The organism is Bacillus sp. NEAU-Y102 (assembly GCF_054788175.1).
In genome coordinates, this window is record NZ_JBTWFK010000003.1 from 255,269 (window position 1) to 267,528 (window position 12,260).

At 36.5% G+C, this 12,260-nt stretch carries 11 protein-coding genes; 1 reads left to right on the forward strand and 10 read right to left on the reverse strand.

Going from position 1 to position 12,260, the window contains the following annotated elements:
* Positions 1–8: 8 nt before the first annotated feature.
* From ytaF to ACYFX0_RS10705, 6 genes are all read right to left on the reverse strand, one after another.
* Positions 9–641: a sporulation membrane protein YtaF gene (gene ytaF / locus ACYFX0_RS10680; protein WP_460270441.1), complete on the reverse strand. Its 633-nt coding sequence runs from the start codon at positions 639–641 to the stop codon at positions 9–11.
* A gap of 72 nt (positions 642–713) precedes the next feature.
* Complete coding sequence (gene mutM, locus ACYFX0_RS10685) at positions 714–1,544, reverse strand: DNA-formamidopyrimidine glycosylase (protein ID WP_001114475.1); 831 nt, start codon at positions 1,542–1,544, stop codon at positions 714–716.
* A 12-nt stretch (positions 1,545–1,556) separates the two neighbouring features.
* A complete protein-coding gene (gene polA, locus ACYFX0_RS10690) occupies positions 1,557–4,190 on the reverse strand; it encodes a DNA polymerase I (protein WP_000412808.1) in 2,634 nt (877 codons plus the stop codon).
* A 285-nt stretch (positions 4,191–4,475) separates the two neighbouring features.
* Complete coding sequence (gene phoR, locus ACYFX0_RS10695) at positions 4,476–6,239, reverse strand: sensory box histidine kinase PhoR (protein WP_001032097.1); 1,764 nt, start codon at positions 6,237–6,239, stop codon at positions 4,476–4,478.
* Positions 6,232–6,951, reverse strand: a complete 720-nt coding sequence (gene phoP, locus ACYFX0_RS10700; protein WP_001065220.1) for a two-component system response regulator PhoP — start codon at positions 6,949–6,951, stop codon at positions 6,232–6,234. The genes phoR and phoP overlap by 8 nt, the downstream gene beginning before the upstream one ends.
* 328 nt (positions 6,952–7,279) lie before the next feature.
* On the reverse strand, positions 7,280–7,459 hold the full coding sequence (locus tag ACYFX0_RS10705; RefSeq protein ID WP_001267360.1) for a hypothetical protein: 180 nt from the start codon (positions 7,457–7,459) through the stop codon (positions 7,280–7,282).
* A 90-nt stretch (positions 7,460–7,549) separates the two neighbouring features.
* On the opposite strand from ACYFX0_RS10705, the gene ACYFX0_RS10710 reads away from it, so the two are divergent.
* Complete coding sequence (locus ACYFX0_RS10710) at positions 7,550–7,681, forward strand: hypothetical protein (protein WP_001237013.1); 132 nt, start codon at positions 7,550–7,552, stop codon at positions 7,679–7,681.
* Between the two features lie 56 nt (positions 7,682–7,737).
* Here the strand turns inward: ACYFX0_RS10710 and ACYFX0_RS10715 are convergent, their stop codons facing one another.
* From ACYFX0_RS10715 to citZ, 4 genes are all read right to left on the reverse strand, one after another.
* Positions 7,738–8,211, reverse strand: a complete 474-nt coding sequence (locus ACYFX0_RS10715) for a MaoC family dehydratase (RefSeq protein ID WP_000914181.1) — start codon at positions 8,209–8,211, stop codon at positions 7,738–7,740.
* A gap of 215 nt (positions 8,212–8,426) precedes the next feature.
* A complete protein-coding gene (gene mdh, locus ACYFX0_RS10720; RefSeq protein WP_000153232.1) occupies positions 8,427–9,365 on the reverse strand; it encodes a malate dehydrogenase in 939 nt (312 codons plus the stop codon).
* Between the two features lie 19 nt (positions 9,366–9,384).
* On the reverse strand, positions 9,385–10,677 hold the full coding sequence (gene icd / locus ACYFX0_RS10725) for an NADP-dependent isocitrate dehydrogenase (protein ID WP_000206893.1): 1,293 nt from the start codon (positions 10,675–10,677) through the stop codon (positions 9,385–9,387).
* Between the two features lie 160 nt (positions 10,678–10,837).
* On the reverse strand, positions 10,838–11,986 hold the full coding sequence (gene citZ / locus ACYFX0_RS10730; RefSeq protein WP_000503651.1) for a citrate synthase: 1,149 nt from the start codon (positions 11,984–11,986) through the stop codon (positions 10,838–10,840).
* Between the last annotated feature and the right edge of the window lie 274 nt (positions 11,987–12,260).

A 12,260-nucleotide genomic window follows, 5' to 3' on the forward strand; every position in this document is an offset into this window, starting at 1 on the left:
GCCCATACTTACATTTTCCAAATTCCAATAATAATGAGTAATACTCCAGGCAGGAATGTAAATTTTTGTAACCACTTCATATTCGATAAAACCGTCCCAAGTTTCATTCCAATAAACAAAAACAAAGAACTCATAACTGCAACTAATATCGCCATCATAGCGGGTGCATACCCTAATAAAGATGCACCAATTCCGGCACCAAATGAATCTACAGAAAGAGCGATACCAAGAAGTAATGCTTCTCCTGCAGAAATGGTGCCTGATTTATCAAAATCTGCTACAGTCGGTTTCCGTAAAATTTGAATTACTAGCCCTAGCGAGGCAATCTCTAATTTCCAGACCTTCTCCTCTTGCTTCAGTTCTTCTTTTTTCTCACTTCGAAAAAATTGATATAACACCCAAATCCCTATTCCAATAAGAACAAGCCCACCGATACGCGTTGCGATAACAGGTGAAAATATTTTCGCGATCATATGTCCAATTCCCATTGAAACAAGCATAACAGCCGCTGAACAGATTCCGATAATTATAATTGATTTTAGTGGAATTCTTACGCTTCTTAACCCATATGTTAGCCCTACACTACAGCTATCTAAGCTTAATGTAAAAGCTAATAAAATAAGAGATAAATAAAGGTACATCGGTAAGCTCCTCCCTTATACATAGCTCTGCTGTATGTATATGACAAATGCCTATCCGATGTTATCTCTTTTCTATATTCTAGGCTGACAAATTGGGCAGTAATGCGTTCCTCGCCCGCCAACTACTGTTTTTTCTAATATCGTACCACAAGTTACACACGGCTCTCCTTTTTTTCCATATACATTTAGGAGTTCTTGGAATGAACCAATTTGCCCTTGTGAGTTGATATACGTCCGAATTGTACTTCCGCCACGTTTTACCGCTTCACCTAACGTTGTAACGGTAGCCTCATAAATCCGCTCAATTTCTTCTACTGTTAAAGAAGAAGCTTCCCGTTCCGGATGAATTTGAGAACGGAATAAAACTTCATCAACATATATATTTCCAAGCCCTACTAAAAGACGCTGGTCCAATAGCACAACTTTTATTTTACGATTTGTCTTTTGCAATCTTTCTTGTAAATACTGCGGTGTCAATTCAGCATCAAACGGCTCCGGACCTAAGTCAGCAAGAGGCATTTGATTCATCTCTTCACCTTTCTTAAAGAGATGCATCGTACCAAACTTTCTCACATCTTTATAATGTAATTCAGTTCCATCTGTAAATAAGAAACGGACGTGCGTATGTTTATCAATCGGCTCATCCTCTTGATGTAGTAAAAACTTACCTTCCATACGCAAATGTGAAACAATAACATAATTTGTTACATATAGAAGCAAAAACTTTCCTCTTCGCTTTATATTTTCAATCTTCTCGCCTTTTAGCATTTCTTTAAAGATTTCTGCATCATCCGGTCGTTTCACTATTTTTGGATAAGTAACAATAACATCTTCAATCGTTTTTCCTGTTACAAGATTTTCAAGTGTCCGTCTGACGTTTTCAACCTCTGGTAATTCAGGCATTTCATCACTTCCTTATTTTGCGTCGTACCAAGTTGGACCGTAAGAATAATCAACTTTCAGCGGAACTGCGAGTTCAATTGCATGCTCCATTACTTCAGGTACAAGCTGCTCTAATTTTTCAATTTCTTCTTTTGGTGCTTCAAATATTAATTCATCGTGTACTTGTAGAAGAAGACGCGCTTGTAAGCCTTCTTCTTCTAAACGATCTGCCATAATAATCATCGCTTTTTTAATAATATCTGCTGCAGTACCTTGAATTGGTGTATTCATCGCTGTACGCTCAGCAAAGCTACGTAAATTGAAATTACGACTCGTAATTTCTGGAATATAACGGCGACGATTTAATAATGTGGCCACATATCCTTTTTGTTTCGCATCTTTTACGATGTCCTCCATGTATTCTTGTACACCAGGGAAACTTTCTAAATACTTTTCAATAAATTCCGCTGCTGCTTTTCTTGTAATCCCTAAGTTTTGCGAAAGACCATAATCACTAATACCATACACAATTCCGAAGTTAACAGCTTTCGCTTGTCGTCTCATATTTGAAGTTACTTCATCTTTTTCAACGCCAAATACATCCATAGCTGTTTTCGTATGAATATCCATGTCATGTTGGAATGCTTCAACTAGCCCTTTATCATTTGCAATATGAGCTAATACACGCAGCTCGATTTGTGAATAATCAGCCGCATACATAATCCAACCTTCTTCTGATGGAACAAATGCCTGACGAATCTTTCTTCCTTCTTCTAATCGAATCGGGATATTTTGCAAGTTCGGATCCGTCGAACTTAATCGACCTGTTTGTGTTAACACTTGATTAAAACGAGTATGAATTTTAGATGAATCTTCATGTACAACTTTCAGTAAACCTTCAATGTAAGTTGAATTTAGTTTCCCTAATTGACGATAATGTAAAATGTTTGGAATAATTTCATGGTGATCCATAAGCTTATCTAGTACATCAGCTGACGTAGAATAACCTGTTTTCGTCTTTTTAATAACCGGTAAGTTTAAATTCTCAAACAGAATAACACCAAGCTGCTTCGGTGAATTAATATTAAATTCTGTTCCCGCAAGCTTATAAATTTCCTGTTCCATTTCCTTTAATCTGCCTGCAAGTTCTTCTCCCATATTACGAAGACGCTCTGTATCAACTTTTACACCTTTTACTTCCATATCAGCTAATACACGCGCAAGTGGTAATTCTAACTCTGTAAACAGTTCATATTGCTCATTCTTCTCTAACTCTTCAACGAATGTTTGCTTTACATCATATAATACATGCACTTTACGAGCTACATGCTCCGCTACTACTTTTAACTCTGGAACAGCACGCTTCGCGCCTTTTCCATAAACTTCTTCGTCAGATTTCACAGCATGCGTTTCTTTCATTTTCGCTACAGTACGGAAATCTTTATCTGTATCAGCCGGATCAAGTAAATAAGCAGCGATTAATAGATCAAAGTCAACCCCTTGTATATCTATACCGTTCCATTTCAGTGCAACGATTGCACGCTTCGCATCAAATGTATGCTTTCTCATCTCTCCATCTGCAAGCCAGTCTTTAAATGCATCTGACTTAAGAGCAATGTCCTTTTGAATAAAGTAGCAACCATTTTCATTTTGAATACCAAAACCTTGAATATCTGCTTTATGATAGTTATCTTCTTGTACTTCAACAATAAGCGCACTATCTTGCTGAAGCATTTCTTCGGTAACTTCTTCCACAATATCAAATGTAATATCATCTAATTCAGCTGGAGCCGTTTCTTCTGGCGTAACACCTAATTTATTTAAAAGAGATGTAAATCCTAAACTCTCGAACATTGGAACGACATCACTTGCTTCATATCCTTTATATTCCATATCATCCACATGCACTGTAATCGGCGCATCTGTAATGATAGTTGCAAGATCTTTACTCATAAGAGCTTGGTCTTTATTTGCTTCCAGTTTTTCTTTTAATTTCTTCCCGCTTACTTGATCTAGATTGTCATACACTTCTTCAACCGTTCCAAACTGTGTTAACAATTTAATCGCAGTTTTTTCACCAACTCCTGGTACACCCGGAATATTATCTGATTGGTCTCCCATTAAACCTTTCATATCGATAATTTGCTTTGGTGATAAGCTATATTTCTCAAATAAAGCTTCTTTCGTATATTCATCTACTTCCGTAATCCCTTTTCGCGGAATACATACAAGCGTGTTATCAGAAACAAGTTGAAGTAAATCTTTATCTCCTGAAATAACTTTTACACTTGCTCCTTGTTCGCTTGCTTCTTTTGCTAGCGTTCCCATAATATCATCCGCTTCATAATTTTCCAATTCATAACGCGGTACGTTGAATGCATCAAGCATCTCACGAATAAACGGGAATTGTTCTGATAATTCAGGTGGGGTCTTTTGACGTCCGCCTTTATACTCACTATATGTTTTATGACGGAATGTCGTTTTACCCGCATCAAATGCTACTAACATATGCGTCGGTTTTTCTTCCTCTAATATTCTCATTAACATCATTGTAAAACCGTAAATTGCGTTCGTATGTATACCTTTGTCGTTATTTAAAAGCGGTAGTGCAAAGAAAGCACGATACGCGATATTATTACCATCTACTAATACGACCTTTTTTTCCAAATCAGAAACCTCCCCATGCAAATTTGAAATGATTTTTTTCACAGAAAAAAACCGTTCCTTTCCTCTCTCTATATTAACATGACTAATAGAGAGAAGAAAAATAACGGTTCTTTTCTTTCATATATAAAACAGACTTATATTGGCATAAAGGGAAGTGACGAGAACAGTTTAACTATTCTCGTCCAAAATTACTCCTTGGATGAAGGGGTTTTCATGTATTATATTAACAGAGCTTTATTAATATTTAATTAAGACATTGTTAATATATTGTAAACATCCTTCATCCTATTTTTCAGTTGCTGATTTCGGTAAAACAACTGTAAACGTTGTCCCTTCTCCAACTTCACTATCTACTGTAATCGTACCTTGATGCGCCTCTACTAAATGCTTTACAATTGATAATCCAAGGCCTGTACCACCAGTATTTCTACTTCTCGCTTTATCCACTCGGTAAAAGCGTTCAAAAATACGCGGAATTTCCTCTTTACTAATACCAATTCCAGTATCCGATACTTTTATATAAGCATTATATTTATCTTCCGCTAACTCTACTGAAACAACGCCTCCAGCCGGTGTATATACGATCGCGTTATTAATTAAATTAATAAAGATTTGTTTCAGACGACTTGGATCTCCAATAACAGAGGCACGTTTTAATACATTCACTTGTAAAGAGATTTCTTTTTCTCCTGCTTTATTATCAAGCACCATATGAATATCTTCAAGCAGCCCCTTCATATCAACGGTTCCCATATTTAATTTAAATCCTTGTTGTTCGATCTTCGACAAATCTAATAAATCTTCAATTAACCCTTGCATGCGCTCACTTTCTTTTAAAATAATGTGCAAGAAATGTTCGCAGAATTTTTTATTATCCATCGCTCCGTCTAAGAGTGTTTCTGAAAAACCTTTAATAGAAGTAATCGGTGTCTTTAATTCATGAGAAACATTCGCTAAAAAGTCTTTTCTCATTTGTTCTAATTTCTTTAACTCTGTTATGTCATGGAATACGAGAACAATCCCTTTCCATTCATGGTTTGTCCCGATAATCGGTGCTCCATATACTTCAAAGTGCTTCCGCTCAATTCCAAGTGGCAATAACATTTGTTTACGCACTTTCACTTCTGTCATAAAGATTTCTTCTACAAGCTCAATAATTTCTGTATGATGAAACGATTCATAATATAAGCGATCTAAATATTCTTCATCTGTTACGTGAAAAGTTTCCTTATAAGAGCGGTTTACAAGGTTTATATATCCGCGGCTATCAATTAAAATCATTCCGCTTCCCATATTTTCAATTAACGTATGCAGACGATCTTGCTGCATTTCTTGTTCCAGTGTCATCTCTTGTAAGTTACGAGCTAAAATATTAATTGCTTTACTCAGCATTCCTGTTTCGTCCGAATGACTTTCGTATGCACGTGCTTTATAATTACCCTTCGCCAATTCAATTGCAACTTTCGTAACTGATTCAATCGGCCTAATATATTGCCCTGTAATTTTCATACCTAAAAATACAACTACGAGACAAGCAATGACAAATCCGATAATTAATAATCCCCACGTTTTTTGATGTACGTCTCTTAAAGGATCGATTGTACTTTTCACCAAAATGTATCCTTGTTTTCCTTCTACATCTTGAACGAACACCGTATGATAAAATTGATTCTTTCGATCTGTCTCTTTCGTAATCACTTTACTTCGTTGTTTTGCCACTTCCGAAGAAAGTTCTTGAATCGTCTCTGGACTAAATGCCAATTCTTGTCCTTTTCTATATTGAACTTTCTTTTTTTCATTCACAAATACGATAGAAGCTGGTATTTTTTCTTCTAACTTTTCAAATACGTATGGATTTTTTAGGACCTTATCAAAACCTTGCTCTTCTGCTAACGCCGCAACATACTCCGTCTCTTTTACCATTCTCTCTTTAGCATGATCTATATAGTAGTTTTCAAACACAGTTTCTAGCAATAAGCCTAGTCCAACTAAAATAAATACAATAAGAGAAACAAATGTAAAAAGAAGCCTGGAACGAAATTTATTCATTCCCTTTTGGCTCCTCTAATTTATATCCTAAACCACGTATCGTTTTAATGTACGTCGGTTTTTTCGTATTTTGTTCAATTTTATCGCGCAAATGGCTAATATGAACATCAACAATTCGTGTATCACCAGCAAAATCGTAATTCCATACAGCACTTAATAATTGATCACGCGTCAACACGCGACTTTTATTTTTCGCGAGATACACAAGTAGTTCAAATTCTTTTGGTGTTAATTCAAGCTTTCTTCCTTGGAAATAAGCCTCATAAAACTCCGGTAAAATTTTAAGTTCTGCAATTGTAATGCTATCTTCATCTGGCGCTTCTGCAACTTGTTCTTCTTGTTGTAATTTCGTGCGGCGCAAAATTGCCTTCACACGAGCAACAACTTCTCTTGGACTAAATGGCTTCGTCATATAATCATCTGCCCCAAGTTCAAGACCTAGCACCTTATCAAACTCATCATCTTTTGCCGTTAACATTAAAATCGGCGTCATAACGCGCTGCAATCGTAATTCTTTACACACTTCCATACCATCCATTTTCGGAAGCATTAAATCTAATATAATTAAATCTGGGCGTTCTGTTGTCGCTTTTTGAAGCGCCATTTCTCCATCCATCGCTGTTATAACTTCAAACCCAGCTTGTTGTAAATTAAATTCAATTAAAGTTAAGATAAATTCCTCATCATCAACTACTAAAATACGATTGTTCATTCTTTTCCTCCAAGTTATAGACTTGAAACCTTCTTCATCCTAGTATTTCCCCCGTTATTCTCATCATACTAGAAAACAAGGTCCCTCTCAATATAATTGTCTATTCATGGAGATCGTTTGTGTAGAATTGAGAAAGTAGACGTAATTACGCTTCACCTGCAACTACACAGGATTTTGCCAAACTTTATAGATTGCTCTCTCTTCTTTAAAGCTCACTTCCGTATGAACTATAAAGTGAAACTTTAATCAGTGGGGCTTTTACGGGCAGTTGATTCCCGACCTAACTTCTTTGCTTTCGCTGAATTTTGAGGTGGGATCTTACTGCCCGTTAATGCGGGATAAAATCTTGATTTTGTGCTAGGAAAAACGAAAGAGCATACGCTATTTTATAATCTAGCGTTTCATATCCATCAAATAATCTCCCGTACATTTCATTCGCGATCGAATCGGCCCACACTTCAGCTTCTCGTATCGTTTCAAAGATAACTTCTTCTTTTTTCCACCTCACCTAAAAGAATCACTCCTTTCATTGACTTCAATTACCGATAGTTATATCGTTAATCTTAATATATAAATTAACACAATCAGGAGGTCTATTATGCGACTAATACTACCCATTCTATCTTTAGCAGTCACATGTATCCTTACTTTCAACGCTCCGAGCTGGGATACGATTAAAACGGGTTGCTCAGAATTTGCTGAAGGGTTCAAAGAAGGATTCTTCAACTAAAAATAGCGCTAGCATCCTTATTCAAGGTATGCTAGCGCTATTCATATTTTCATCTTTTAAAAATTATCTAATGCTTTTTCCATAATGGAAACAGATTTATAAGGTGGCGTTACTGTTAATGAACCCTTTACAACAGTTTCTCCTTTTTCATCATGAGCAGATACAAGCATATCAATTGTATGTTCCTCCTCAGAAACAGCCACAACTTCAAAGTGGATTTGTAACGTTTCATAATGGTGAACATGCTTCACGAACGTAAGGTCCTTCCTAGTAATATGACTTCCTGGACCCGGTAAATATTTCGTAACTGCCGTTGTAATCATTCCCGTTAGCATAATGCTTGGTACAATCGGCTTTTCATACGGAGTTTGGGATGCGTAATCATGCTGAATATATAATGGATTGGCATCATTCGTTAACCCTAAGTACAATAACAAATCTTTATCCTCAATTTTTTCAGTGATAGATAATTTCTCTCCTACTGTAATTTCATCCATTTTACGACCAATTTGAACTTTTTTCTTTAACATGTTACAACCCCCTCCGATTTTTTCACCTTATTATCCTACTAAAAGCGATACCTTATCCGAAATTTACTATGATGAGGGCAATGTATAGTATAAATCTACAGTTTCATTATAGGATATTACAAATGATAGCGTTTTCATATTATTTCAAAAAAACAATTCGGTAAATAGTAGAAAAAGATTCGGAATCCCGAATCTTTTTCACTACTATTCAATTATTAAACAAGAACTTTCATTACGTTACGTACAGATTCTACAGAGCGATCTAACGCTTCTTTTTCATCTGCAAGAAGTTCTAATTCAATAATTTTTTCAATTCCGTTACCACCTAGAATTACTGGTACCCCTAAGTAAAGATCACTATAACCATACTCACCTTCAAGGTACGCAATAGCTGGTAATACACGGCGTTGATCTTTTAAGATTGCTTCTGTCATTTCAACTAAAGAAGCTGCTGGTGCGTAATATGCACTACCGTTTCCTAATAAGCCTACAATCTCACCGCCACCTTTACGTGTACGTTCTACGATTGCTTCTAAACGCTCTTTCGGAATTAACGTTTCTAACGGAATACCGCCTGCATAAGAATAACGCACAAGAGGTACCATGTCGTCACCATGTCCACCAAGAACAAATCCTGTAATGTCTTTTACAGAAAGATTTAATTCTTGTGCGATGAATGTACGGAAACGAGCTGTATCTAATACGCCCGATTGGCCGATTACACGCTCTTTCGGGAATCCTGCTTCTTTAAATACAGAATATGTCATTGCATCAACTGGATTTGTTAACACAACAATAATTGCATTTGGTGAATGTTTTGCAATGTCGCGCGTAATACTTTTCATAATTTTAGAGTTCGTTGCTACTAAGTCATCACGGCTCATACCAGGCTTACGTGCAATACCTGCTGTAATAACGACAACGTCAGAATCAGCAGTATCTGCGTAATCAGATGTTCCAATAATGTTAGCATCAAAACCTTGTACTGGGCTCGCTTCTAACATATCTAACGCTTTCCCTTTTGTTGGATTTTCCAGTTGTGGAATGTCCACTAATACAACATCTGCAAGTTCTTTTTGTGCTAATAAGAATGCCGTTGTTGCTCCTGTAAATCCTGCACCGATGACTGAAACCTTCTTGCGTTTGATTGTCATAATTTACCCCCCGCTTTAATTATGCGTTTTTGATTATCGCTACATCCATGTTTTTAATAAGCTCATTAGCAAACTCAGAACATTTCACTTCTGTTGCGCCTTCCATTAGGCGAGCGAAGTCATATGTTACTACTTTTGATGCAATTGTTTTCTCAACTGAATCTGTTACTAATTTCGCAGCTTCGTTCCATCCTAAGTGTTCTAATAATAATACACCTGAAAGAAGAACTGAAGATGGGTTTACTTTATCTAAACCTGCATATTTTGGAGCTGTACCATGTGTAGCTTCAAAGATAGCATGTCCAGTCACATAGTTAATGTTTGCACCAGGTGCAATACCAATTCCACCTACTTGTGCAGCAAGTGCATCAGAGATATAGTCACCATTTAAGTTCATTGTTGCAACAACATCGAACTCACGTGGACGAGTTAAAATTTGTTGTAAGAAGATGTCTGCAATAGAATCTTTTACGATGATTTTTCCAGCCACTTCAGCGTCTGCCATCGCTTTATTCGCTGCATCTTTACCATCTTTTTCAACAATGCGATCATATTCAGCCCAAGTAAATACTTTGTCGCCGAATTCTTGTTCCGCTACTTCGTAACCCCAGTTTTTGAAAGCACCTTCTGTAAATTTCATAATGTTTCCTTTATGAACTAATGTAACAGAAGAGCGTTTTTCGTTAATTGCATATTGAATTGCAGCACGAACAAGACGCTTTGTCCCTTCTTCTGAGATTGGTTTAATACCAATACCAGATGTTTCTGGGAAGCGGATTTTATTAACACCCATTGCTTCTTTTAAGAAAGCAAGAACTTTTTCTGCTTCTGGAGATCCTTGTGCATATTCAATTCCAGCATAAATGTCTTCTGTATTTTCACGGAAAATAACCATATCAGTATCTTCCGGACGTTTTACAGGTGAAGGAACACCTTCAAAATAACGAACTGGACGTAGACATACATATAGATCTAATTCTTGACGAAGTGCTACGTTTAGAGAACGAATACCACCGCCAACTGGAGTTGTAAGTGGACCTTTAATTGCGATTAAATATTCGCGGATTAAATTTAAAGTCTCTTCTGGTAACCACTCGCCTGTTTGGTTGAATGCTTTTTCCCCTGCAAGCACTTCTTTCCAAACGATTTTCTTCTCACCATCATAAGCTTTTTCAACTGCTGCTTCTATTACGCGAGATGCAGCTGCCCAAATATCAGGACCAATTCCATCTCCTTCAATAAATGGAATAATCGGATTGTTTGGTACATTCATAACACCATTAGTTACAGTAATTTTTTCACCTGTCGTCAATGTGATAACCCCCATGTTTGAAATTTCATATGTATGAAACTGAGGGAATAACCCCTCAGTTCAAACCGTTAGTCAAATTAAAATATTCTAATCATTACATCTTTCCGAAAAAATCAGACTTTTGAAAGCGTATTTTCACTATCAAAATAGTGTTTTTTGCTTATCTTTGTGCGATTGGAACATACACTTGATGCGTTGGTCCATTATAATCAGCACGTGGACGGATTAAACGGTTATTTTCATATTGTTCTAGAATATGAGCTAACCAGCCTGACATACGGCTAATTGCAAAAATAGGTGTAAATAAGTCATGGTCAATTCCTAAACAATGGTATACAGAAGCTGAATAGAAATCAACATTTGGTGGAAGACCTTTTTCTTTTGTTACAATGTCTTCAATTTTGATAGACATATTATACCATTTGTCTTCTCCTAAAAGCACGCATAATCTCTTAGACATTTCACGTAAGTGTTTTGCACGTGGATCACCCTGCTCATACACACGGTGGCCAAAGCCCATGATTTTCACTTTATTTTGAAGAGCATTATGAATATATGATTCTACATTTTCTTCTTCGCCAATTTCAGTTAACATCTTCATTACATTTTCATTTGCCCCACCGTGAAGAGGACCTTTTAATGCACCAATTGCTGCTGTAATACCAGAATATACATCTGAAAGTGTAGCTACGCAAACACGTGCAGTAAATGTAGAAGCGTTTAACTCATGATCTGCATGAAGTACAAGCGCCTTATCAAAAGCTTCAATTTCAACTTCATTTGGCTCGCGATCATTTAACATGTACAAGAAGTTTGCAGCTAATGATAAATCCTTTCTTGGCTCAACAATATCTAAACCTTTACGGATTCTCGCGTAAGCAGCAACTAAAGTTCCCACTTGAGCCTGTAATTTAACCGCTTTCAAATAATTAGACTTTTCATCCATAATTTCAGCGCTCTCATCGTATAATGATAGCATGGAAATTGCAGTTCGTAAAACAGACATCGGATGTGCAATTTTTAAATCTACTTGTTTCAAATATGTTAAAATCTCACCTGGAACTTTATAGTATTCAGATACAATTTCATTAAATTCCGCTAGTTCTTTTTCATTAGGAAGCTTGCGGTGCCATAATAAGTACACTACTTCTTCAAACGTAGCATTCTCAGCTAAATCATCAATATTATACCCAACATAAGTTAATGTATCATCAATAATAGAGCTCACAGATGATGTTGTTGCTACTACCCCTTCTAAACCTCGAATAACAGTCATGACATTCTCTCCTTTTCCTGAAAATTCTCCCAACCTTGCTCCTTATATCTATTTGCTCCCCTTATGAATTATGAACGCCCGTTCACTCTTTAGGCAAGCAAAATGCACGATCATGCAAATTTGTTGCGATGTTCCCCTCTTATTGTCCATGGTTTACATGGAAAGCATGAGCGTGAATGTCTCCCCGAATCCTCACGCTCAAAACAACAAGTTAGTGAGGAAAATACATTCCGAAGAGTTTTATGATAAAAACAACATAAAACAATATCATTATAAAATTGTTTTATGTTGTTTTTATTTTATCTGG

Coding starts and splice junctions, on each gene's coding strand:
- ytaF (WP_460270441.1), bottom strand. CDS start 641: ATGTACCTTTATTTATCTCTTATTTTATTAGCTTTTACATTAAGCTTA.
- mutM (WP_001114475.1), bottom strand. CDS start 1,544: ATGCCTGAATTACCAGAGGTTGAAAACGTCAGACGGACACTTGAAAAT.
- phoR (WP_001032097.1), bottom strand. CDS start 6,239: ATGAATAAATTTCGTTCCAGGCTTCTTTTTACATTTGTTTCTCTTATT.
- phoP (WP_001065220.1), bottom strand. CDS start 6,951: ATGAACAATCGTATTTTAGTAGTTGATGATGAGGAATTTATCTTAACT.
- ACYFX0_RS10710 (WP_001237013.1), top strand. CDS start 7,550: ATGCGACTAATACTACCCATTCTATCTTTAGCAGTCACATGTATCCTT.
- ACYFX0_RS10715 (WP_000914181.1), bottom strand. CDS start 8,211: ATGTTAAAGAAAAAAGTTCAAATTGGTCGTAAAATGGATGAAATTACA.
- mdh (WP_000153232.1), bottom strand. CDS start 9,365: ATGACAATCAAACGCAAGAAGGTTTCAGTCATCGGTGCAGGATTTACA.